Origin of the sequence: Confluentibacter citreus, from assembly GCF_002807055.1 — a bacterium.
In the GTDB taxonomy this organism is placed as follows: domain Bacteria; phylum Bacteroidota; class Bacteroidia; order Flavobacteriales; family Flavobacteriaceae; genus Confluentibacter; species Confluentibacter citreus.
This window is the reverse complement of sequence record NZ_NIXN01000004.1, coordinates 19,147-42,871: the sequence shown is the minus strand read 5'-3', so window position 1 is coordinate 42,871 and position 23,725 is coordinate 19,147. Positions and strand designations below refer to the sequence as shown.

Sequence of the window (23,725 nt, the reverse complement as noted above, 5' to 3'; positions counted from 1 at the left end):
ACAAAGGTTAAGCCAAAATAATAATAATCCTTGTCATTATTACCAAAAGCAGTATTTTAGTTCTATGAACACCAATCTTCAAACTCCCATAGATTATTTAAAAGGCGTTGGCCCCAATCGGGCAGATTTGCTACGTACGGAGTTGGGTATTCACACCTATCAGGATTTAATCAACTTGTTTCCAAATAGATATATTGATAGAACACAGTATTACAAAATCAACCTACTGCAGCGCAATAATGCCGATGTACAAGTCATTGGAAAAATAACCGAATTCAAAGAAGTTGCACAACAACAAGGAAAACGTTTGGTCGCCACCTTTCAAGATGAAACGGGCGTGATGGAATTGGTTTGGTTTAGGGGTCAAAAATGGATTCGTGAAAGCATCAAATTAAATACACCGTATGTTATTTTCGGAAAAACCAATTGGTTTAATGGCAGATTTAGTATGCCGCATCCCGAAATGGAATTGCTAGAAGAACATGAAAAAAATTTGCGTTCTGCCATGCAACCGGTATATCCATCCACAGAAAAACTATCCAATAAAGGCATCACCAACCGAGTGATTAGCAAAATTATGCAGCAGCTTTTTTTGGAAACCAATGGCAGATTTAAGGAAACACTTTCTGAAAACATCCTTTCTGAACTGAAGTTAATTAATAAAAGTGATGCACTTTTTAATGTGCATTTTCCAAAAAATCAAGAGCTCTTAGCACGTGCGCAATACCGATTAAAGTTTGAGGAATTTTTCTATATTCAATTGCAACTGATTCTAAAAAATCTCATTCATAAATCGAAAATAAAAGGCTTTCCTTTTGAGAAAGTCGGCACCCATTTTAATACGTTTTTTAATAATCATTTACCCTTCGAATTGACCAATGCACAGAAACGCGTTTTAAAAGAAATTAGAGCCGATTTAGGCAGTAATGCACAAATGAATCGATTGTTACAGGGTGATGTAGGTTCTGGAAAGACCATTGTAGCATTTATGTCAATGTTAATCGCACTTGACAACGGTTTTCAAACATGTTTAATGGCCCCGACTGAAATTTTGTCAGTCCAACACTATAATGGATTAGTAGAACTATGTAATAAATTGAATATCAGTATAAAAATACTCACTGGTTCAACTAAAACTTCAGAACGAAAAAAAATTCACGAAATGCTTGAAAATGGTGAGTTAGACATTTTAATTGGCACGCATGCACTGCTCGAAAACAAAGTGAAATTCAAAAATTTAGGGCTTGCTATCATAGATGAACAACATCGTTTTGGCGTAGAGCAACGAAGTAAATTGTGGAGAAAAGGCCCTCCTCAATCCTCCCATTGGGAGGAAGCAAAAACTATCCGCCAAAAATATATGACGGCTCGTCCATCAACCTATAATTTATTGAAAGAACTTCAATCTGAAAACAAAAAACACACTACTCAAGCGGAATCTATTTTGTGGGAATGTTTGAGAAATAAAAAACTTAACCATAAATTTAGAAGGCAACATATCATCGATGAATTTATAGTTGATTTTGTTTGTCTTGAAAAAAATCTAATCATTGAAATTGACGGAGGTTACCATAATACCATTGAGCAAAAAGAAGCTGATGATTTGCGTACCCAAATATTAAATGAGATTGGTTTTAAAGTTATTAGATTTACTAACCAACAAGTGATTGGAGACATTGATAATGTGTTGTTATATATTGAGAAATTATTAGAAAGCCTCCCTTCTGGGGAGGTTGGTGGGGCTTCTATCCCACCACATGTTTTAATCATGACGGCAACACCCATTCCACGAACATTAGCAATGTCGGTTTATGGCGATTTAGACATCTCCATTATTGACGAATTACCACCTGGAAGAAAGTCCATAAAAACCGTACATCGTTATGATAAAAACCGACTGAATGTTTTCAAATTTATGCGAGATGAAATTGCGAAGGGTAGACAGATTTATATTGTCTATCCGTTAATCCAAGAAAGTGAAACTATGGATTATAAAGATTTGATGGACGGCTATGCCAGTATCGAGCGTGATTTTCCTAAGCCACATTATCAAATATCCATTGTCCATGGAAAAATGAAACCAGCCGATAAAGATTATGAAATGCAACGTTTCATAAAAGGCGAAACAAACATCATGGTTGCAACAACTGTTATTGAAGTTGGCGTTAACGTACCTAATGCATCGGTTATGATTATTGAAAGTGCGGAACGCTTTGGCTTATCACAATTGCATCAATTACGCGGACGAGTAGGTCGAGGTGCCGAACAAAGTTATTGCATTTTAATGACGAGCCATAAGTTGAGCGTCGACAGTAAAACCCGATTGGAAACGATGGTGAGAACGAGTGACGGATTTGAAATTGCTGAAGTCGATTTACGCTTGCGAGGCCCCGGTGATATTATGGGAACGCAGCAAAGTGGGGTTTTAAATTTAAAAATAGCTGACATTATTAAAGATAAAGACATCTTACAAAATGCTCGTTTTTATGCTAAAAAGGTATTAAATACGGATCCATCACTGTCTCATTCTGAAAACAAAGCCATTCTTAACACCTATCAAGAATTAGCTAAATTTAAAAATATCTGGAATTATATAAGTTAACATGTCAAGACCCGTTTACTTTAGCACGTTGATAATGCGTTAATTAGTTCGATATTTAATTTTTATTTAAAGAATTTAATTACTAATATTGCCAGAATAAAAAAAGACACTTTTTCATTGTTCTCTCAATACAAAATTTAATCCCTCATAAAATGAAATCTATTACTTTTTACACTTTTATATTTATACAATTAAGTGTGTTTTCCCAGACCTCAAATTGCTTTTACGAAGAAACGAACAACATAGTTGTTATAGAGGCTGAAGACATTGATACGGGTGGACTATGGTCTGTTGAGAATGATGTTGTTGGATTTTCCGGTAGCGGATATTTAGAATGGGGAAATGGAAGTTATTTTAACACGCCTGGCACTGGTAAATTTTCTGTAAATATAAAGATAAACAATACTGGTCTATACAGATTTCAATGGCGTTCTAAAGTTGGCGCTGGCACTAGCCCTACTGATGAAAATGACACTTGGCTGCGTTTTCCAGATGCTGATGATTTCTTCGGCCAAAGGGGCTCAAGCATTGTTTATCCAAAAGGAAGCGGTAAAACGCCAACTCCAGAAGGTTCAGGATCGGACGGCTGGTTCAAAGTATATTCTAGCGAAACTACAAATTGGAATTGGTCTGCGAGCACAAGCGACAACGATCCTCATAATATATTTGTGCAATTTGATACTCCTGGGACATATACCATGGAAATATCTGCACGTTCAGAATTCCACCTATTAGATAGAATAGTGCTAAGTAAAAGCGTTGTATCCAATCCTACTAGTTTAAGTATTGATGAAGCGGAATGCACAACTAACACATTATCGGTTACAGATATTACCAATGGGAAAAACTTCAAGGTTTTCCCTAACCCACTAGCTTCATCGAACAAACTATCCGTTACTGGTATTCAACCTAATTCTTATAAGGTTACCATTATGGATATTGTTGGCAAACAATTATCCAGAAAGGTAAATTTAGAATTCAAAAATGATGTTGAAGAATTGGAAATAGGATATTTAAAATCAGGGCTTTATTTTTTCACTTTAAGCAGCAAAGACCATTTATACTCTACCAAATTGGTTATAGAATAATTTTATTTTTTTTATTTCATTCAGTTTATTAAACTAAGTCTTTTGGTCTAATTCATTTAAGGAAAGGTGTATTCGTATTGCTATTGCTTATATTTACTTAAAATTTAAGTCATGCTCCATTTAAAATTAGAAACCGACCCTAGGTGGGTAAATATAGTTAAAGGTAATATTGAAGAAATACTTACTGATCATGCATGGTGCGAGCAAAAAGCTGCCACGAATGCCATCACTATAATTACTTTAAATTCTGAATATACCGATTTGGTTACCGAATTATTGGAACTTGCCAAAGAGGAATTGGAACACTTTCAAATGGTTCACGATATCATTAAGAAACGGGGCTACAAACTAGGCAGGGAACGTAGGGATAGTTATGTAAATGAGCTTTATAAATTCATGAACAAAGGCGGAAATAGACTACAATGTATGGTAGATAGGCTCTTGTTTTCAGCCATGATTGAAGCGAGAAGCTGCGAACGTTTTAAACTGCTTTCTAAAGAAATAAAAGACCCAGAACTTTCAAAATTCTACCATGATTTAATGATAAGTGAGGCTGGACATTACACAACCTTTATCGGCTTCGCTAGAAAATATGGAAAAGATATTGACGTAGATAAACGCTGGAAGGAACTTGTTGAATTTGAAAGCCATGTTATTAAAAACTATGGTAAACATGAAACCATACACGGCTAAAAAATCAGTCTACTATTTTATCTATAAATTATATAGCAATATTTGAATGCTAGCTTCAATATTTTATCTTTGCTAGCTTATTAAAACAGTAATATTTCATGAAGATTTCATACAATTGGTTAAAACAATTTATAAAGATTGATTGGACACCTGAACAAACTGCCGAATTGCTGACAGACTTAGGCCTTGAGGTTGAAGGCATTGAGTCCTATCAATCTGTAAAAGGTGGACTAGAAGGTGTTGTGGTTGGAGAGGTTTTAACGTGTATTAAACACCCCAATGCGGATAAATTAAGAATAACAACCGTTAATACTGGAGAAGAAAATCCCTTGCAAATTGTCTGTGGCGCTCCAAATGTAGCTGTTGGTCAAAAAGTACCCGTCGCCACTATTGGAACTGTACTCTACTCCAAAGAAGGTGAATCTTGGACCATTAAAAAAGGAAATATTCGTGGTGAAGAAAGTCATGGGATGATTTGTGCTGAAGACGAGCTTAGTTTAGGGGCATCGCACGAAGGTATTTTGGTACTTGATGAATCGTGTAAAGTAGGCACACCTGTAGCAGATATTTTTGATGTTGAAAACGATCATGTTTTTGAAATCGGATTAACCCCTAATAGAGCAGATGCCATGAGTCATTTAGGAACTGCGCGTGATTTAAAAGCGGGGTTGATTCAAAAAGATATTACTTTAGAGTTTATCACACCCTCTGTGAGCGCTTTTCATATTGATAGTAGAACATTAAAAATAGATGTTGATGTTAAAAATAAAGAATTGGCACCTCGTTACTGTGGCTTAACCATTTCTGGAATAAAAGTAGAAACATCCCCTATTTGGTTGCAAAACCGCCTTAGAGCTATTGGATTAAAGCCGATAAATAACATTGTAGATGCTACTAATTATGTATTGCACGATTTAGGCCAGCCGCTCCATGCCTTTGATGCCGCTAAAATTTCAGGTAATAAAATTGAAGTCAAAACAGTACCTTCTGGAACAAAATTCACAACCCTTGATGGTGTTGAACGTGAACTGCACGAAGATGATTTAATGATTTGTGATGCCGAAAAACCCATGTGCATTGCTGGTGTTTTTGGTGGTATCCATTCCGGTGTTTCAGAAAACACTACAAGCATTTTCTTAGAAAGTGCTTATTTTAATCCTGTAAGTATTCGGAAATCCGCAAAGCGACACGGATTGAATACCGATGCCTCTTTTAGGTTTGAACGAGGTATTGACCCTAATATTACCGAATATGCGCTAAAAAGCGCTGCATTACTGATTCAGGAAGTTGCTGGTGGCGAAATTACAAGTGATATTATTGATATTTATCCTAAAAAAATTGAGGATTTTCAAGTACGTTTAAGTTTTGAAAATGCCAAAAAGTTAATTGGTGAAGAAATTCCTAAGGAAACTATTAAGCGTATTTTAACGTCGTTAGAAATCAAAATAAATAATGTAACAGAAACTGGCTTAGGTTTAACGGTACCAGCTTATAGAAATGATGTGCTTCGCGAAGCAGATATTATTGAAGAGATTCTGCGTGTTTATGGCTATAATAATATTCAAGTAACCGAAAAACTAAATGCTTCGGTTTCCACTTCCTCTCGTTTTGAAGATCATAAAATACAAAACATCGTTGGCAATCAATTAGCCGCACAAGGCTTTTTGGAGATTATGGCTAACTCGCTTACGACGCCTAACTATACAGCTTTAAGCGACCAATTAAAAGAGGAACATAACATTACCATATTAAATCCGCTAAGTGGCGACTTATCCGTTTTAAGACAATCTTTATTGTTTTCTGGACTGGAAGCGCTTTCATATAATATCAATAGAAAACGTGGTGATTTGAAACTGTTCGAATTTGGAAAAACCTATCATGTTTACAATGACAAACGAGAAGAATTCAAACACCTTACCGTTTTTGTAACAGGTAATAAAAACCAGGAACATTGGCATGCTCCAAACGAAAAAAGCGATTTCTTTTTTCTTAAAGGAACTATTAATGCTTTATTAGAACGATTAGGAATTTCAAGATATGTTGAAACCCCTATGAATAACGATTTATTTAGTGAAGGATTAACCATCGGTTTAGGAAAAAAACAATTGGTAGATTTTGGTCTTGTTAAAAAATCCATTCTTAAACATTTTGATATTTCCCAAGAGGTACTATTTGCTGATATCAAATGGGACGCTATTTTAGAAGTCATCAAGTCGAATGCCATTAAGTTTAAAGCCATTCCTAAATATCCCGAAGTCCGTAGGGATTTCGCTTTGCTAATTGATGAAAATATCACGTTTGAATCCATTTACAAAATAGCCAAACAAAGTGAAAAACAATTGCTTAAAGGCGTGAATTTATTTGATGTGTATCAAGGGAAGAATCTACCTCAAGGCAAAAAAAGCTATGCGGTTAGTTTTACATTACAAGACGAAAACAACACCCTTACCGATAAGCAAATTGATAACATCATGAGTACGCTTCAAAAACAATTTGAAAGCCAATTAGGTGCTGAATTGAGATAATCACAAGATTTGTTAGTGTTAATAAAATAATAAAGCCAGCTAAAACTGGCTTTATTATTTTGTATATTTAGGAAACACTAAACTAAAAAATATGTCGGATTCTAATTATATAAAAATATTTACTGGAAATTTCATCATCGTACAACGTATCTCAGAGAAACTAAATCATATTGGCATCAACCCCGTTGTAAAAGATGAAACGGAATCTGGACGTTTAGCTGGTTTTGGGGCATCCATTCAAGGACTTCAAGAAATTTACGTCCATAAGGACGAACTTAACAAAGCTGTTGAAGTTGTTGAAAGCGTTACTGCTGAATTTCAGTCATAATTTGTCATTCCTGTGAAAGCAGAAATGACAAAAAATTAAGCTGTTACTGAATACATTTTGTTGCGCAACTCCTTAATTTTTGGGTCTTGCATATACTCATCAAACGTCGTATATCTATCAATGATGCCATTTGGAGTTAACTCCACGACCCTATTCGCTACCGTTTGGGCAAACTCATGGTCATGGGTGGTAAACAACATAGTGCCTTTAAAATTCTTAAGTGAATTGTTAAACGCCGTAATACTTTCTAAATCTAAGTGATTCGTCGGTTCATCAAGCATCAGCACATTAGCTCTTACCATCATCATTCTGCTTAACATACAACGCACTTTTTCACCTCCAGAAAGCACATTCGATTTTTTTAAGGCTTCTTCCCCACTAAAAATCATTTTTCCTAAAAAACCACGGATATAAACTTCTTCGCGTTCTTCTTCGGTGGTTGCCCATTGGCGTAACCAATCTACTAGCGATAAATTATTATTGAAGTATTCACTATTATCAAGTGGAAGATACGATTGTGTGGTTGTAATTCCCCAATCAAATTTACCAGCATCTGGTTTTTCTTTATTGTTTAATATTTGATAAAAAGCTGTGGTTGCTCTTGAATCTTTTGAAAAAACCACTATTTTATCTCCTTTAGTAAGATTCAAATCGATATCCTTAAACAATACTTCACCATCTACGGATGCTGCTAAACCTTGAATATTTAAAATTTGATCACCTGCTTCCCTGTCACGTTCAAAAATAATGGCAGGATAACGTCGACTTGTTGGTCTGATATCAGAAATATTCAATTTATCAATCATTTTCTTTCTACTGGTAGCTTGTTTACTCTTAGCTACGTTTGCAGAAAAACGACGGATAAATTCTTCCAATTCCTTTTTCTTTTCTTCAGCTTTCTTATTTTGTTGTGCACGTTGGCGAGCTGCTAATTGTGAAGATTCATACCAGAATGTATAATTCCCGGAATAATGGTTAATTTTTCCAAAATCAATATCTGAAATGTGGGTACAAACCGCATCTAAAAAGTGACGGTCATGTGATACTACAATCACACAGTTTTCATAATTGGCTAAAAAGTTTTCCAACCATTGAATCGTTTCATAATCCAAATCGTTGGTAGGCTCATCCATAATCAGCACATCCGGATTTCCAAATAATGCCTGTGCTAATAGCACACGTACTTTTTGCTTTCCATCAAGGTCTTTCATCAAAATATAATGAAACTCTTCTTTAATGCCCAAACTCGATAACATGGCAGCGGCATCACTGTCGGCATTCCAACCATTCATTTCTTCAAACTGCACTTGCAATTCGCCTATCTTGTCAGCATTCTCATCAGAATAATCGGCATACAAAGCATCCATCTCACTTTTGATTTTAAAAAGTGGTTTGTTACCCATTAAAACCGTTTCTAAAACCGTATGCTCATCATATAGATTATGGTCTTGTTCCAGCACAGACATACGTTTGCCAGGCTCTAAATGTACCTGTCCAGACGTTGGGTCTGCCTTCCCCGAAATGATCTTTAAAAAGGTCGATTTTCCCGAACCGTTTGCGCCAATAATACCATAGCAATTTCCTTGTGTGAAGGTAGTACTTACCTCATCAAAAAGAATGCGCTTGCCAAATTGAACTGAAAGGTTTGAAACTGATAACATAATGCTTGCTTATTTTTTTGCAAAAGTAGAAAAATGAAACGGGAAGGCGAAACTTAGGGCATTGTTTTTAATAAAACGCAAAATCCAATGCTAACAGGATGTCGTAACCTGTCTCAAATCTACAATTATAAACCAAATATATTTTAACATATTTTTTTTATTGAGCTTATAAAAAAAGTTTAGTTTTATCTACCACCTAAAAACTAACTAAATAACATTATGAAACAACTAGTACTATCCATGATGATGTTAAGCGCCATCCATATTACAATAGCGCAAAACACGCCAATAGACACCAGTAAACACCCTCCTTTAACCACATTTACAGCGCAAGAAGACCATGCCAATATGATGCAACAATTGGGCATTACCGAAGTAAGACCCGGTAAAAGTGGAGATCCTACAAATCCAAACTCGGCAAATTATGATGAAGCTTTAGCTAACCCATGTCCAGAATTACCTGAGATTTTAGTAACCAGCAAAGGCAAAAAAGTAACTACTCCGGATATGTGGTGGAATACCCGAAGACCAGAATTGGTTGAAGTATTCGAGCGTGAAGTTTATGGACGCATTCCTGATAACGTACCAAATGTAACCTGGAAAGTAGAAATTGTGGATAACGAGCGTGTTGGACGTATTCCAGTTATTGCAAAAAAATTAGTTGGCCATGTCGATAATAGTGCCTATCCACTAATTAATGTAGATATAGAAATGGTAGTGGTTATACCCACAAATGTAAAAGGTCCTGTTCCTGTGCTTATGATGTTTGGAAATCCACAATTACCAGCACCGGCACAACCATCTCCAGAAGATCTTGAAAAAATAAATAAATCCTTTAAAAGCATGATGATTGCTAGTGACCCAGAAATGGAAGCTATTTTCAACAAATATCCTGCATACAATCCCATCACCAGATTGGCGGGACCAAGCTTTTTTGCACCTCCTGTAGATGGCAACTCACCGCCAACCGAGCAATTACTGGCCGCAGGTTGGGGCTATGCTACCATTTCAACGGGTAGTATCCAAGCTGATAATGGTGCTGGACTTACAAGAGGTATTATTGGATTAGTAAACAAAGGCCAACCACGTACTCCAGAACAATGGGGTTCACTTCGAGCTTGGGCTTGGGGCGCTGCTCGCGGATTGGATTATTTAGAAACGGATCCCTTGGTAGATGCTAAAAAAGTAGGTATTGAAGGCGTTTCCCGTTATGGAAAAGCCGCTTTGGTCACCTTGGCTTTGGAGCCGAGTTTTGCTTTAGGACTGATTGGTTCTTCTGGTAAAGGTGGTGCTACACTACACCGTCGCGTATTTGGTGAAGCGGTTGAAAACCTTGGTAGCTCTGGCGAATATCATTGGATGGCTGGTAACTACATTAAATATTCAGCTGAAAAAGGAAAATTAGGAAAAATGACGGGTTGTGATTTATCGGTTGATTCCCATCAACTTCTTGCATTAGCCGCTCCTAAATTAACGTTTATTAGTTATGGCATTCCAGAAAAAGGGGATGCACTTTGGTTGGATCAAAAAGGAAGTTATCAAGCAACCATTGCCGCGGGTTCTGTATTTAAATTGCTAGGTGTAAAAGATTTAGGTGTTTCCAATGATTATAATAAAGAAGTGATGCCTCCTATGTTAACCGGCATGCTTGATGGTGAATTGGCATGGAGACAACATGATGGCGGACATACCGATGCACCGAACTTTCAACATTTTATTCCTTGGGCAAGTCAGAAATTAGGCTATAAACCTAATTAATATAAGACCTATAAAATTTTAACTTTTGAACTCCAACGTTTTACGCTGGAGTTTTTTATATTTAGAAACTAAACTAAACCAAAAATGAAAAGACGGACATTTATTGCCTCAACCATGGCAGTCTCAGTAGGCACCTTAACCCACTTAGATGCTTTCCCCGCTACCAGCCTCCAGCAAAAATCCTCAAAATTGAAAAATAATATACATCACAGTGCCTGTCGATGGTGCTACAAAGACATTCCCTTAGAGAAATTATTACAACATTTCAATAACCTAGGCATAAAAGCCATGGATTTGGTTGGCCCTGAAGATTGGCCTCTATTGAAAAAATATAACATCCATGCCTCCATGTGCTGGGGAGCAGAACTTGGTCTATCCGATGGTTGGTGCGACACCAAATTCCATGCGCAATTGATTAAAAATTATTCCGAAATGATTCCAAAAGTAGCAAAAGCCGGTTATACCAACCTTATTTGCTTTAGTGGCAATCGCAGAGGCATGGATGATTCTGTTGGTCTAAAAAACTGTGTAACTGGTTTGAAACAAATTCTACCACTTGCAGAAAAGCATGGTGTTGTTTTACAGATGGAACTACTCAACTCCAAAGTAGATCATAAAGATTATATGTGCGATCACACGGCTTGGGGCGTAGCACTCTGTAAAAAACTGAACTCCAATCATATAAAACTTTTATACGATATTTACCATATGCAAATCATGGAAGGTGATATCATTAGAAACATTCAAGATTATCACCAATACATCGGTCATTACCACACAGGAGGAAACCCGGGACGGCATGAAATTGACGACACCCAAGAGCTATTTTACCCCGCCATTATGAAAGCCATTTTAAAAACAGGCTACAAAGGCTATGTTGCCCAAGAGTTTGTGCCTTCATGGGATGACCCTATCGCTGCTTTAAAACAAGGTGTTACCATATGTGATGTATAGTTCCAAATAACTGATTACTTTATTTTTTTATATTTATTGATCAAACTCAAACTAAACTAAAAATGAAAAGACGAACGTTTATTCGCAACATGGCCATTACCGCACCTGCCATGATGTTTACGCCCTATTATAACCTTTGGGCAAATCCGCTAGCTAAAAAAGTAAAAATAACAGACGTTAAATGTGTCCTTACCCAAATGGGTAGTATGCGTGTAAGTCCGATAGTAAAAATCACTACCGATGCCGGTTTAGTGGGTATTGGCGAATGCCACCACGACGAAAACGGACATGGCGCAAAAGACATTGTTCTGAATGTTTGTAAACCCATTTTAATGGGTAAAGACCCTATGGATTTAGAATATTTAGTCTTTAAAATGAGTACCAGAACGTCGTACTACGGTGGCAATCACGGTTTGGCAACGCACGCCATTACGGGTGTAGAATTTGCCCTTTGGGATTTGATTGGTAAAATCACCGACCAACCCGTCCGTAAAATATTAGGTGGAGGTGCGCATGTGAATGAAGTCCGTGCCTATGCCTCCGCCAGACCCAGAAATATGCTGGAAAAAGATTCCGTACAGGAATTTGCCGAACTGATGAAAAACCAAGGGTGGACGGCTTGTAAAAGCGATATCGATCGTGACCAACGATGGAACAGTTTGAACAACCGCCGATTATCCAATACTGGAGTGGATACTATTGCCAAAGGTTTTAATAACATGCGTGAAGCTTTGGGGACTGAATTTGATATTGCCGTGCATTGCCATTGGGAATTCGATTTTGACAGTTCCCTGCGCCTTTGCCGTGCCGTAGCACCGATGCGTCCAGCATGGATTGAAGATCCGCTGCCTATAGCTTACAATGAGCAATGGGTAAAGCTGACCGAACAATCGCCTGTTCCTGTTTTAACTGGTGAAAATCTATACACACGTGATGATTTCCGTCCATTTATCGTGAACCAAGGGGTAAACATGATTGAAATTGATGTCTCCATGGCTGGTGGTTTACTGGAAGCTAAAAAGATTGCCGACCTAGCAGAACTATATTACATGCCTGTGTGTACGCATAATGTAGCAGGCCCGATTGCTACTATTGCATCGGCTAATTTTGCAGCATCGGTAAGGGAGTTTGTCGCTCATGAAGCCTTCATTTTTAACCCTATGAATCGTGCTGGTCGTGGTATTAATGGCGATCCAGATGTATTAGGCTATGATAAAGAAATGATTGTAAAAGGCCATATTCAATTAAGTGACCGACCTGGTTTTGGTATTGAACTGAATGAAAAACTCATTAAAGAGAAATATTTGGTTAAAGGTGAAACTTGGTGGGATTAATGGAAAACTATTTAAATGAAAACAAAACGCCAACAATTTAGTTGGCGTTTTTTATGAAATAACCAAATTAGACATAAGTAACAATTTCGGCTACAAAACACAAAGATTTGGCTACATTCATTCAATATCTATTAACGAAATTTGTAATGAATATTAAAAACACATAACATGACAGAAACTAAAATTGCATTAATAACGGGCGGAAGCAGAGGATTGGGAAGAGACATGGCTATTAATATTGCCAAAAAGGGAATAGATGTCATTATAACGTATCATTCAAATCAAGATGCTGCCAATGACGTTGTTGCTGAAATCCATCAATTAGGTAGAAAAGCCGAAGCATTTCAACTTGATGCAAGTAAACCCAATGAGTTTGATGATTTTTTCAAGCAACTTTCAAACTATTTAAAGTTCCAAAATACAGAAGGGCGCTTCGATTTTCTTATAAATAATGCTGGCACAGGACTGTACAAACCTTTTGTGGACACTACCGAGGCCGATTTAGACGATATGTTTAACATTCATTACAAAGGTGTTTATTTTCTAACCCAAAAAGCATTGCCTTTTTTAAATGATGGCGGTAGAATTATTAATATTTCATCGGGATTAGCACGTTTCAGTTTCCCAAACGCATCCGCTTATGCAAGTATGAAAGGTGCTGTAGAAGTATTTACACGCTATTTAGCAAAAGAATTATCACCGCGTCGTATCGTCGCTAATGTGGTAGCACCTGGTGCCATCGCTACGGAGTTTGGTGGCGGAGAAAATAAAACGAATGAGAAAAAACGAGAAGCGGTTGCCAATTTTACAGCACTAGGGCGTGTGGGAGAAGCTGATGATATTGGAAGTGTTGTCGCTTTCTTATGTACCGAAGACGCCAAATGGATTAATGGGCAACGGTTGGAAGTTTCTGGTGGCATATTTCTTTAAATTTGCACTATGAAAAGCAAGATCATAAAAATCAATTCCATTAGTGAGTTTCATGATATTAGGCAATTACCTAAGCCAGAACATCCATTGATTAGTGTGATTGATTACAGCGGCATCATACATTCACCAAAACATGATGATGTAAGCTGGTTGCAAACCTATTATTCCATAGCACTTAAAAAAGATGTCCCTGGAACGTATCGTTACGGTCAGCAAAGCTATGATTTCAATGATGGGTTAATGTCTTTTTTTGCACCTAACCAGTTATTGAATATTAAATATGTTCCTAACGATTCCAATAAAAAGCCTTCTGGGTGGATTTTACTAATCCATCCAGATTTTATTTGGAATACGCCTTTAGCAACTTCCATTAAAAACTACGATTTTTTTAATTATTCAATCAACGAAGCCCTGTTTCTATCGGAGAAAGAAGAAAAAATCATCGCTGATATTTTTAAGAATATCAAACAGGAATACCAATCAAATATTGATAAGTTTAGCCAAAGTATAATCATTTCTCAAATAGAATTATTGCTCAATTATGCCCAACGCTTTTACGAGCGTCAGTTTATAACGCGACAAAAAAGCAATCATAATCTATTGCAAGCTTTAGAAAAGGTTTTAACCAATTATTTTAATAGCGATACTGTTATTGGCTTGCCTTCCGTGCACTATATCGCAGAGCAACTCCATGTATCACCCAATTATTTAAGCAGCACTTTAAAACATGTAACGGGACAAACTACCCAGCAACATATTCACGAAAAATTAATTGAAAAGGCGAAAGAACAACTTTCAACAACCCAATTATCGATTAGCGAAATTGCCTTTCAACTGGGTTTCGAGCATTCGCAATCGTTTAGCAAATTGTTTAAAAGTAAAACCAATCAATCACCATTAGAGTTTAGACAGAATTTCATTAATTAACCTTCCTTATTGTATTTCGTTTTATAATCTATGGGCGACATGCCCGTCACTCTATTAAAAACCTCCCTAAAGGCTTTGGTATCGCTATAACCAACATCATACATGACTTCGTTAACCGTTTTTCTGGTGCTTTCCAAAGATTTTTTGGCGGCTTCTACTTTCACACGTTGCAAATAATCCAAAGGCGTTATGCCTGTTGCTCGAATAAAACGTCTGTCGAAATTCCGACGTCCGACATGAAGTTGGCTGGATAAATCCTCAATGGAAATTTTATCACCATAATGCTGTTCCATGAAGCTTTGGGCTTCCAATACAACAGCATCATTATGGTGCTTTTGTCCGTTAAAAATGATAAACTCCGACTGACTTTGCCTATCCATTTCAATCTGAAAGACCTTGGAACAAAATATAGCCGTTTCCCTATCATAATATTTCTCTACCAAGTAAAGTATCAAATTCAAAAAAGAATAGGCACCACCATTGGTATAGATACCGTGCTCATCTGTTATTAATCTATCTCTTTGAAGATTCACGTTTGGGAACATATTCCTAAAAGTATCGGCAGCAGCCCAATGTGTAGAACAACTTTTACCATCCAACAATCCCGAAGTAGCCAACAAAAAAGCCCCCGTACAAATAGCGGCCACTTCTGCCCCATTCTTATATTGATTTTTAATCCATTCTATCAATGATTGATTTTGTTTTACCGCATTTACATAATCATGATTAAGGGATGGAATGATAATCAAATTTGTTTGTTTTATGCCATCAATATGGGTATGTGGCTTTACTGAAAACAAACCTTCGTAATAATCGACAATACTTGATGTTCCTGCTATTTCTATCGTGTAAAGTTTCTTTTTACCCATCATTTTAAAATGGGCATTGGCTCTGGTAAAAATTTTATAAGACCCTACAATGCTACTTAGGTTGTTACCGTCTCCATTTGGCACCAATATCGTAATATGTTGCATGTGGTTTGTACTTTTCTAAACAAATATACTTTAAATATTTGTCCAAATCAACCCACAACAATGTCTATATTGACAACATATAAGACTGATTTTAGACCTTATTTTTGGAAAATAAAAACCCGTTTATTATGGAAACAAAAAACTTCAGCTATAGCTTTGAATCGACAAAAGCTCCTGAAACCATATTCACATTATTGCTCGATGTTAAAAAATGGTGGTCTGGTTTCTACGAAGAAACCATTATTGGAGAGAGCAAAAAACCGAATGATGTATTTTCATTTAAAGCTGGAGGAGGCATGCATTACACGGTGCAAAAATTGGTGGAAGTCATCCCCAATAAAAAAATTGTTTGGTTGGTTACAGAAAGTAATTTATCCTTTTTAAAGGAAGTTGATGAGTGGGATGACACCAAAATATGCTTTGATATATCACAAATCGGAAACAAAACCAAAGTCACCTTTACCCACGACGGTTTAGTACCTGCATTTGAATGTTATGGTGCCTGCTCAAGTGCGTGGACCAATTATATGCAACAATTGGAAAATACATTACGTTAATCTTATAATAACCAAAACATTATGGAAAACAACAGTTTCACAAAAACCATTTTGGTCAATCAATCAAAAGCTGTGGCTTTCAATGCCATTAAAAATTTCAGAGCGTGGTGGTCTGAGGAGATTGAAGGTCCAACCGACCAACTTAATGAATCCTTTTTTTATCATTATAAAGACATCCATTTATGCAAACTAAAACTTATTGACATGATACCAGATAAAAAATTGGTTTATGAAGTATTGGAAAATGAGTTTAATTTTATCGATGATAAAACCGAATGGGTTGGCACCAAACTCATATTTGATATCTCTGAAAAAGATACTAAAACACAAATAACCTTTACCCACGAAGGTTTAGTGCCTACTTACGAGTGTTTTGCCGTTTGTAACGATGCGTGGACTGGCTACATCACCAACAGTTTATATAAATTGATTACTACTGGCAAAGGAGAACCAAACCCAAAAGATAAAGATGGTTTTAATGCCGAGCTCGCCGAAAAATGGCAGCTAAACTAAAAATTCCCTTATCTAATATTTAAAACTCCAGTGCATTAGCCTTGGAGTTTTTGTTTTTTACAAGAAAAAGTGTAAGTTTAACTACACTTGGTTTGGTTATTTTATCAACTTTGTAAAAAACAAAAGCATTCAACATGTCAACAAATAAATTTGCACTTGTAACAGGTGGCAGTAGAGGTTTAGGGAGGGATATAGCTATCAGTCTAGCGAAAAAAGACATCAACGTTATAATTACTTATCATTCGAATACCACTGCGGCGAATGAGGTTGTTGCCGAAATCAACAAATTAGGTAAAAAAGCAAAAGCTTTTCAATTAGATACCAGTAGCACCAAAGGATTTGATGATTTTTTCAGTCAACTTTCCAGCTATTTAATGTCGGAAACAGAAACAAACCGTTTCGATTTTTTAATCAATAATGCAGGGACAGGCATTTATCAAAATATCACCAACACTACCGAAGACCAATTGGACGAGATGTACAATGTCCATTTTAAAGGCGTTTATTTCTTAACCCAAAAAGCCTTGCCGTATTTGAATGATGGTGGTAGGGTTATTAATATATCTTCTGGGCTCGTTCGGTATTCATTCCCAAGCGCTTCGGCTTATGCCTGCATGAAAGGTGCCATAGAAGTATTCACCAGATATTTAGCTAAAGAATTAGCACCTAGAAAAATTGCTGCAAATACAGTTGCTCCAGGTGCCATTGCAACCGATTTTGGTGGTGGCGAAAACAAAACCAATCAGAAAAAAATAGCGTTTATTTCTGGTTCTACAGCATTGGGCAGAATGGGAAACCCTGATGACATTGGAGGCGTGGTCGCTTTTTTATGTACCGAAGATGCTAAATGGATTAACGGGCAACGTATTGAAGTCACTGGCGGTATGATGTTGTAATTCTTTTATATACAGTGTTTTTTGTTCAAAACTCTTTATAAGTTTTTACTTTATTTTAGTGGGAAAATTCTAAATTTGATTCTAACTATCTTGGTTAAAATGAATTAGATTCTCATAATACCAAAAATTTCATAACAATGAAAAAAGTAATTGCTTTTGCAGATGAATTTGGAAACAACTCTTTTGATTTTGAAAATCAAGGAAGCCATTTTATTATTGCAAGTGTTATAATGAATGAGGATGAACTATACATAATTCAAGCCCAACTTGAAGAAATAAGAAAGAAATTTTTCCAAACAGGAGAAATAAAATCAAGTAAAGTTAAAAATAATCACAATCGTAGAATTCTTATTTTAAGAGACCTTAAAAAAGTGAACTTTTCAATATATGCAGTAGTTATAGATAAAAGAAAACTATATGGAGAAGGATTTAAATATAAACAATCTTTCTACAAATATTTGAATGGGATCTTATATAAAGAGCTTTATCGAACTTTTCCGCAACTTGAGTTAAAAGTTGACGAACATGGAGGGAATGATTTTATGCGTAGCTTCAAAAAATATGTTGAAAAAAATCACATAAGGAATCTTTTTGCTGGCTCTGATTTTCATATTCAAAAAAGTCATAATGACCTTGGGGTACAGTTGGCAGATATGATAGCTGGAACTTTAGGCTATATTTTCGATGAACTCAAAAAATCGGATAAATCAATAGAATTTGCAGAACTCATTAACGAAAAGTTAATAAGCCTAAATCAATTTCCCAAGGAATACAAGTCTGAAGAGTTCAGCGAAAAAGAAACTTTTAGTGAATACGATGAAACTATTGCTACCTTAAGTCTGAATAGAGCGTTTGATTTTATTGATAAAACGACAGGTAACAACCAAGATAATCGTGACCGAATAAACTTTCTAAAGCTTTTACTTTTATATCATCAATCAAATCATCCAAGAAAATATACAACATCAACTGAATTTGTCAGGCATTTAAGTGTTAACAGAGATAAACCTTTAAGCAAAGAACAATTTAGTTCTACAGTTATAGGTCATTTAAGAGACAAAGGAATTTTAATTGCAAGTAGTAGAGATGGATATAAAATACCAACTTCTGCAAGTGATATGAAAAAATTTATAAATCATGGAAAAAGTATTGTTTTACCAGTACTTCGTCGAATTGAAGAATGTCGAAATGCAATTTTACTAGCAACAACCAATAAATATGATATTTTGAGCGAACCAGATTATATAAAATTAAAAGAGTTAATAGACAGTGGCAACTAAAATTTCCTTTTCAGTTACAAGTATGCATTTCACGTCATTGCGAGGCACGAAGCAATCTCATGATGTAGAACTAAAAACAAACAGATTGCTTCATCATACTTCCTCGCAATGACAAACATATTGCTTCGTCGTGCCTCCTCGCAATGACGTTTAATAAGTTTCCTCCAGAATCAAACATAATATCTTCGGTATTATTAAATATAAAATCAAAAGTCAAAACAATTAACCTTTTACTAATCAAAGTTATGAGAAAATGATATGATAAAATTCTAAATTTGACTATCGTCTGAAATTATAATATTGTGCTTAACAAAACCGAAATCTTTATACAGATTTATATCTTTGGCGCTGTGTTTTTAGTAAATAGAAATAGATTTTATAAATGATATACATAATTGGAATTAGTATCACTTTTTTCCTGTCATTCATTTTATTGACAAAAAAGAATAAAATCTCTGCTGACAAAATACTCTTAGGCTGGCTAGGTGTAATTTTAATACATTTAATCCTATTTGCCATAATTTCATCCCAAGAGTTTATCAGGTTTCCTCACCTCTTGGGACTTGAATTACCTCTACCCTTTTTGCATGGCCCTTTTCTTTTTCTTTATACAACATCACTCACAAAAGGACAGAGAATGACTTTCGCAAAGGTTTTCCATTTTATGCCTTTTTTATTAGTGCTATTAGCCATTATACCCTTTTTGCTACTAAGTTCAGAAAATAAAATTATGGTGTATCAGAATGATGGCGAGGCTTATTCCACTATAACAAGCATCATTTTTTCGGGGATTATTCTTTCTGGAGTTATATACTCCATTTTATCCATTCGTTCATTAATAAAACACAAAAATGAGATTAAAGAGAATTATTCCTATACTGAAAAAATAAATTTGCAATGGCTTTTTAAATTAGTCATTGGTTTATCGTGTATTTGGATAATCGTTTTCTTTGCTGATGATGAAATTATATTTTCTTCGGTTGTACTATTTGTGCTGTTGATAGGTTATTATGGAATCAAACAAGTGGGTATTTTTAACAATCCGCTACCTCCGGAATTTACTTTGGCTGTGAATTCTACTGTGTCAGTAGCACTGCCTGAGATGCTTTCCGAAAATGTAAAATATGAAAAATCTTCACTTACAGATGACCAAATTAAACAGATACATGATAAATTGCTCCTACTAATGAAGGAAAAGAAATTACACCTTACACCCGAACTTACATTGACACTAGTTTCCCAAGAACTCAATGTGCATCCAAACACGCTATCACAAGTTATCAATAGTGTAGAGCAAAAAAACTTTTTTGATTACATAAATACACTGAGAGTTGAAGAATTTAAGGAGCGCGTTTCCAACCCAGAGAATCAAAAATATACATTACTATTTCTTGCTTACGAATGCGGATTCAATTCCAAAACATCATTCAACAGAAACTTTAAGAACCTAACAGGTAAATCTCCGACTGAATACTTGAAAGAAATAAAAATAACACTGAAATAATCGATTTCTTTTCTCATACCAAAGGTTTAATCATCATAAATATTTAATTGTCATACTATTACTTATTAGATTAACCAGATAGTAAATGTGTTCCACTTTTCATTTTGGGGCGATTTCCAGTACCATAAGTATCACTTTTGTGCTGAAATTTAAATCTAATAAGTATGAACACTAAAATTTTATCAATTGTTATTTTAACGTGTCTGTTGATTATGTCTTGCGACAAGGAACTTGATATTAATGAACCAGGCAATTTAGTACCGAAAACAGTAGTTGAAGATCCCAATTTACCATCTATATCTATAAATGAAACACTTTTACATGTTGAAACCTATGGCAATCCTGATAATTCAATAGTAGTATTTCTACACGGAGGCCCTGGAGCAGATTATCAAAATGGACTTCATGTTAAACAATTAGCTGACAATGGTTACTTTGTCTTGTTTTATGACCAACGAGGCACAGGATTGTCCCAAAGACATGATAAGGAATCGTATTCTATTCAATTGTATTTAGATGATCTTTCAAGTGTTATTGAACATTACAGAACATCTCCCAATCAAAAGATATTTCTTTTTGGGCATTCGTGGGGAGCTATGCTTGCAGCGGCTTACATTAATTCATACCCCGATAGCATTGATGGAGCCATATTTGCAGAAGCAGGAGGTTTTAACAAACAACTTTTAGACGAGTATGGAGAAGCAAGCAGAAAACTGAATTTGTTTTCGGAAGCCACCAATGATGTCATGTATTTTGATCAATTCCTAACAGGAAAACAAAATGAGCACGAGATTTTAGATTACAAATTATCACTCGCTTCAAGTTTTTCATATACAAATGGAAATGACGAGGGGATTGAAGGTCCATCACCATTTTGGCGTAATGGAGCTGTTGTTTTACAGGCTTTTATGGATATTGCAGAGAACGAAGGTTTTGATTTTACCACAAACTTAAATCAATTTCAAACCAATGTATTATTTATTTATGGTGAAAACAATAAATCCTACGGATTGGGCTTTGCACAAAAAGAGGCTGCCTTTTTTCCAAATTCCGAAATAGTACAGATTGATGATACAGGACATGAAATGATTTATTTTAAATGGAATGCAGTTCATCCTATAGTACTTAATTATTTAAACTCATTAAACTAAAAATATATGAAACCTACAAAAATCATCATAGTAGCCATAGCTTTGATTGGTTCTTTACATCTCTATTCTCAAACATTAAACTGGAATTCTTTAGATTCAACAAAACATATTGTTAATGTAGGTATAGGATGGGATTATAGCTTGTATTACAGTCTAGGTTATGCATATAAAGTTGACACAAATACTCCTTTTATTCTCCATGCTAATTTTTCAATACCCTCAGGCGAAACGCTTTTGGATGACTTTAAAACAAAAATTGGTGTACAAGTTATACTCTTAAATAAGCCTAACCTAAAAGGAGCCTTATCCTTGAATGGCATTTATCGCCGATATGAGAACCCATTAGTAAGATTACAAAATTTTGGAAGTGAGTTTAAAGGATCATTTGGATATTATAAACCTAGGTGGTTTGTGGCAGGAGAAGTTGGTTTTGATAAAGCCATTGTAACGCATTTCAAGCACTCGCAATCCTATAGAGAAATCATCTATCAAGATGTGAAAGACGGTTGGTATGAACCTACCACTGGAGGCCATTTTCTTTACGGAATTCAATCAGGTTATTCTTTTAAGAAGTCAGATATCACACTCAATATCGGATTCGTAACCACGCAAGACTTCAAGACCACTCCTTTAATTCCGTATTATTTAATGTTTGGATACAACTACAAAATATAATTATTAATCGGGAAGGCCAGAAAATTAACATCCATGCCACGTCCATTGCGAGGCACGAAGCAATCTCATGATGTAGAACTAAAATTCAACAGATTGCTTCGTGCCTCGCAATGACGTACAGAGTGCTTCGTTCCTCGCAATGACGATTATTTCATATACTTCCCCTTTTTACTACCTGCATACATTTCAAACTTCACCAAACGGGCTTCCAACTTGGCATTAAACAAATGTATTTTTCTAGAAGGACGCAAACCAACAAACTTTAAGGCTTCTAGGTTGCTGGTAATAAACCACGCGTCGGTATTCGGGTAACTTTGTTTTAGGGTATCGCCAATGCTTTTATAAAAGTCCTGTAAATCTATGTTTAAACGTTCTCCATATGGCGGGTTAAATACCATGTGCAATTTGTTTTCGCCTCCTTTTTGGGTTTTAAAAAAGTCTTCATGCTTAACTTCAATAAAGTCTTCTAGATTGGCATTCTTAATATTCTCTTTGGCTTTGGTTACGGCACTTGGGGCTTTATCGTATCCTGTAATTTTATGATGGAAATCACGAGTTTTTTTCAGTAGGGATTCTTCAATTTTTTCAAATAAATCCACATCCCAATCTTGCCAACGCTCAAAAGCAAATTCCTTACGCATGAGGTTTGGCGGAATGTTGCAGGCTATCATGGCGGCTTCTACCAACATAGTTCCGCTTCCGCACATGGGGTCCATAAAATCGGTTTGTCCGTCCCAACCAGACAACATAATCAATCCTGCTGCCAGCACCTCGTTGATGGGTGCAATGTTGGTCGCTGTTTTATAGCCTCGTTTATGCAAAGATTCCCCAGAGGAATCCAACGAAATAGTGCATTGTTGTCGATCTATATGCACATTGATTTTTAAGTCGGGAAATTTTAAGTCCACATTTGGGCGGTCGCCCGTAGTGTCCCTAAACTTATCCACAATGGCATCTTTTGTTTTTTGGGCAATGTATAGGGAGTTTGTAAACAATTCGGTGTGGATAGTCGCGTCAACAGCAATAGTGCCCGTTGACTTTACATACTGCTCCCAAGGCATGGCGTAGAGTTTGTTGTACAAATCTTGCTCGTTACTTACCGTAAAGGTTTCTATGGGTTTTAAAATTTTAATGGCGGTACGCAACGCCAAATTGGCTTTATACATAAAGCCTTTATCACCTGTAAAACTAACACTACGAATGCCTGTTTTTACATCTTGTGCGCCCAATTGGGTCAATTCATTTGCCAATAGCTCTTCAAAACCAAATAAGGTTTTGGCGACCATGTTAAAATTTTCTTCCATTATTTACATTAAATACATTGCAAAAATAATGTAATTTTGTGGCAAACATCCTATTTATTGATATTTAAGGT

At 35.8% G+C, this 23,725-nt stretch carries 20 protein-coding genes; 17 read left to right on the top strand and 3 right to left on the bottom strand.

Going from position 1 to position 23,725, the window contains the following annotated elements; translation table 11 throughout:
• Window positions 1-64 precede the first annotated feature (64 nt).
• The 5 genes from CDH49_RS09480 to CDH49_RS09460 all read left to right on the top strand — a co-directional run bounded on the left by CDH49_RS09480 (window position 65) and on the right by CDH49_RS09460 (window position 7,236).
• A complete protein-coding gene (locus CDH49_RS09480; RefSeq protein WP_100615283.1) occupies window positions 65-2,602 on the top strand; it encodes a DUF559 domain-containing protein in 2,538 nt (845 codons plus the stop codon).
• A gap of 152 nt (window positions 2,603-2,754) precedes the next feature.
• Window positions 2,755-3,690, top strand: coding sequence for a T9SS type A sorting domain-containing protein (locus tag CDH49_RS09475; protein ID WP_100615282.1), 936 nt, complete (start codon window positions 2,755-2,757; stop codon window positions 3,688-3,690).
• Window positions 3,691-3,801: 111 nt separating this feature from the next.
• On the top strand, window positions 3,802-4,383 hold the full coding sequence (gene miaE, locus CDH49_RS09470; protein WP_100615281.1) for a tRNA-(ms[2]io[6]A)-hydroxylase: 582 nt from the start codon (window positions 3,802-3,804) through the stop codon (window positions 4,381-4,383).
• Between the two features lie 98 nt (window positions 4,384-4,481).
• A complete protein-coding gene (gene pheT / locus CDH49_RS09465) occupies window positions 4,482-6,908 on the top strand; it encodes a phenylalanine--tRNA ligase subunit beta (RefSeq protein ID WP_100615280.1) in 2,427 nt (808 codons plus the stop codon).
• Window positions 6,909-6,999: 91 nt separating this feature from the next.
• Complete coding sequence (locus CDH49_RS09460; RefSeq protein WP_100615279.1) at window positions 7,000-7,236, top strand: putative signal transducing protein; 237 nt, start codon at window positions 7,000-7,002, stop codon at window positions 7,234-7,236.
• A 35-nt stretch (window positions 7,237-7,271) separates the two neighbouring features.
• On the opposite strand, the gene CDH49_RS09455 is transcribed toward CDH49_RS09460, so the two are convergent.
• On the bottom strand, window positions 7,272-8,897 hold the full coding sequence (locus tag CDH49_RS09455; protein WP_100615278.1) for an ABC-F family ATP-binding cassette domain-containing protein: 1,626 nt from the start codon (window positions 8,895-8,897) through the stop codon (window positions 7,272-7,274).
• A gap of 219 nt (window positions 8,898-9,116) precedes the next feature.
• On the opposite strand from CDH49_RS09455, the gene CDH49_RS09450 reads away from it, so the two are divergent.
• The 5 genes from CDH49_RS09450 (at window position 9,117) to CDH49_RS09430 (ending at window position 14,800) form a co-directional block, all read left to right on the top strand.
• On the top strand, window positions 9,117-10,655 hold the full coding sequence (locus tag CDH49_RS09450) for a glucuronyl esterase domain-containing protein (RefSeq protein WP_100615277.1): 1,539 nt from the start codon (window positions 9,117-9,119) through the stop codon (window positions 10,653-10,655).
• Window positions 10,656-10,739: 84 nt separating this feature from the next.
• Window positions 10,740-11,609, top strand: coding sequence for a hydroxypyruvate isomerase family protein (locus CDH49_RS09445; protein WP_100615276.1), 870 nt, complete (start codon window positions 10,740-10,742; stop codon window positions 11,607-11,609).
• Between the two features lie 62 nt (window positions 11,610-11,671).
• Window positions 11,672-12,943 carry a mandelate racemase/muconate lactonizing enzyme family protein gene (locus CDH49_RS09440; protein ID WP_100615275.1) on the top strand — a complete coding sequence of 424 codons (1,272 nt, stop codon included), beginning with the start codon at window positions 11,672-11,674 and terminating at the stop codon, window positions 12,941-12,943.
• A 168-nt stretch (window positions 12,944-13,111) separates the two neighbouring features.
• On the top strand, window positions 13,112-13,873 hold the full coding sequence (locus CDH49_RS09435) for an SDR family oxidoreductase (protein WP_100615274.1): 762 nt from the start codon (window positions 13,112-13,114) through the stop codon (window positions 13,871-13,873).
• Window positions 13,874-13,882: 9 nt separating this feature from the next.
• On the top strand, window positions 13,883-14,800 hold the full coding sequence (locus tag CDH49_RS09430) for a helix-turn-helix domain-containing protein (RefSeq protein WP_100615273.1): 918 nt from the start codon (window positions 13,883-13,885) through the stop codon (window positions 14,798-14,800).
• Here CDH49_RS09430 and CDH49_RS09425 read toward each other — a convergent pair.
• Entirely contained in the window at window positions 14,797-15,774 is a 978-nt protein-coding gene (locus CDH49_RS09425; RefSeq protein WP_100615272.1) for a GlxA family transcriptional regulator, read from the bottom strand. The two genes, CDH49_RS09430 and CDH49_RS09425, sit on opposite strands and share 4 nt — an antisense overlap.
• 128 nt (window positions 15,775-15,902) lie before the next feature.
• On the opposite strand from CDH49_RS09425, the gene CDH49_RS09420 reads away from it, so the two are divergent.
• From CDH49_RS09420 to CDH49_RS09390, 7 genes are all read left to right on the top strand, one after another.
• Complete coding sequence (locus tag CDH49_RS09420) at window positions 15,903-16,331, top strand: SRPBCC family protein (RefSeq protein WP_100615271.1); 429 nt, start codon at window positions 15,903-15,905, stop codon at window positions 16,329-16,331.
• Between the two features lie 21 nt (window positions 16,332-16,352).
• Complete coding sequence (locus CDH49_RS09415; protein WP_100615270.1) at window positions 16,353-16,844, top strand: SRPBCC family protein; 492 nt, start codon at window positions 16,353-16,355, stop codon at window positions 16,842-16,844.
• 134 nt (window positions 16,845-16,978) lie between these two features.
• Window positions 16,979-17,740, top strand: a complete 762-nt coding sequence (locus CDH49_RS09410) for an SDR family oxidoreductase (protein WP_100615269.1) — start codon at window positions 16,979-16,981, stop codon at window positions 17,738-17,740.
• 137 nt (window positions 17,741-17,877) lie between these two features.
• A complete protein-coding gene (locus tag CDH49_RS09405) occupies window positions 17,878-19,020 on the top strand; it encodes a DUF3800 domain-containing protein (protein ID WP_100615268.1) in 1,143 nt (380 codons plus the stop codon).
• A 637-nt stretch (window positions 19,021-19,657) separates the two neighbouring features.
• Window positions 19,658-20,524, top strand: coding sequence for a helix-turn-helix domain-containing protein (locus CDH49_RS09400; RefSeq protein WP_239970631.1), 867 nt, complete (start codon window positions 19,658-19,660; stop codon window positions 20,522-20,524).
• Window positions 20,525-20,688: 164 nt separating this feature from the next.
• A complete protein-coding gene (locus CDH49_RS09395) occupies window positions 20,689-21,675 on the top strand; it encodes an alpha/beta fold hydrolase (RefSeq protein ID WP_100615266.1) in 987 nt (328 codons plus the stop codon).
• Between the two features lie 6 nt (window positions 21,676-21,681).
• Window positions 21,682-22,350, top strand: coding sequence for a hypothetical protein (locus tag CDH49_RS09390; RefSeq protein WP_100615265.1), 669 nt, complete (start codon window positions 21,682-21,684; stop codon window positions 22,348-22,350).
• A gap of 146 nt (window positions 22,351-22,496) precedes the next feature.
• Here the strand turns inward: CDH49_RS09390 and CDH49_RS09385 are convergent, their stop codons facing one another.
• The gene (locus CDH49_RS09385) at window positions 22,497-23,654 is read right to left on the bottom strand and encodes a THUMP domain-containing class I SAM-dependent RNA methyltransferase (RefSeq protein WP_100615264.1); all 1,158 of its coding nucleotides are present in this window, start codon (window positions 23,652-23,654) and stop codon (window positions 22,497-22,499) included.
• Window positions 23,655-23,725 lie beyond the last annotated feature (71 nt).

Coding starts and splice junctions, on each gene's coding strand:
- CDH49_RS09480 (WP_100615283.1), top strand. CDS start 65: ATGAACACCAATCTTCAAACTCCCATAGATTATTTAAAAGGCGTTGGC.
- CDH49_RS09475 (WP_100615282.1), top strand. CDS start 2,755: ATGAAATCTATTACTTTTTACACTTTTATATTTATACAATTAAGTGTG.
- miaE (WP_100615281.1), top strand. CDS start 3,802: ATGCTCCATTTAAAATTAGAAACCGACCCTAGGTGGGTAAATATAGTT.
- pheT (WP_100615280.1), top strand. CDS start 4,482: ATGAAGATTTCATACAATTGGTTAAAACAATTTATAAAGATTGATTGG.
- CDH49_RS09460 (WP_100615279.1), top strand. CDS start 7,000: ATGTCGGATTCTAATTATATAAAAATATTTACTGGAAATTTCATCATC.
- CDH49_RS09455 (WP_100615278.1), bottom strand. CDS start 8,897: ATGTTATCAGTTTCAAACCTTTCAGTTCAATTTGGCAAGCGCATTCTT.
- CDH49_RS09450 (WP_100615277.1), top strand. CDS start 9,117: ATGAAACAACTAGTACTATCCATGATGATGTTAAGCGCCATCCATATT.
- CDH49_RS09445 (WP_100615276.1), top strand. CDS start 10,740: ATGAAAAGACGGACATTTATTGCCTCAACCATGGCAGTCTCAGTAGGC.
- CDH49_RS09440 (WP_100615275.1), top strand. CDS start 11,672: ATGAAAAGACGAACGTTTATTCGCAACATGGCCATTACCGCACCTGCC.
- CDH49_RS09435 (WP_100615274.1), top strand. CDS start 13,112: ATGACAGAAACTAAAATTGCATTAATAACGGGCGGAAGCAGAGGATTG.
- CDH49_RS09430 (WP_100615273.1), top strand. CDS start 13,883: ATGAAAAGCAAGATCATAAAAATCAATTCCATTAGTGAGTTTCATGAT.
- CDH49_RS09425 (WP_100615272.1), bottom strand. CDS start 15,774: ATGCAACATATTACGATATTGGTGCCAAATGGAGACGGTAACAACCTA.
- CDH49_RS09420 (WP_100615271.1), top strand. CDS start 15,903: ATGGAAACAAAAAACTTCAGCTATAGCTTTGAATCGACAAAAGCTCCT.
- CDH49_RS09415 (WP_100615270.1), top strand. CDS start 16,353: ATGGAAAACAACAGTTTCACAAAAACCATTTTGGTCAATCAATCAAAA.
- CDH49_RS09410 (WP_100615269.1), top strand. CDS start 16,979: ATGTCAACAAATAAATTTGCACTTGTAACAGGTGGCAGTAGAGGTTTA.
- CDH49_RS09405 (WP_100615268.1), top strand. CDS start 17,878: ATGAAAAAAGTAATTGCTTTTGCAGATGAATTTGGAAACAACTCTTTT.
- CDH49_RS09400 (WP_239970631.1), top strand. CDS start 19,658: ATGACTTTCGCAAAGGTTTTCCATTTTATGCCTTTTTTATTAGTGCTA.
- CDH49_RS09395 (WP_100615266.1), top strand. CDS start 20,689: ATGAACACTAAAATTTTATCAATTGTTATTTTAACGTGTCTGTTGATT.
- CDH49_RS09390 (WP_100615265.1), top strand. CDS start 21,682: ATGAAACCTACAAAAATCATCATAGTAGCCATAGCTTTGATTGGTTCT.
- CDH49_RS09385 (WP_100615264.1), bottom strand. CDS start 23,654: ATGGAAGAAAATTTTAACATGGTCGCCAAAACCTTATTTGGTTTTGAA.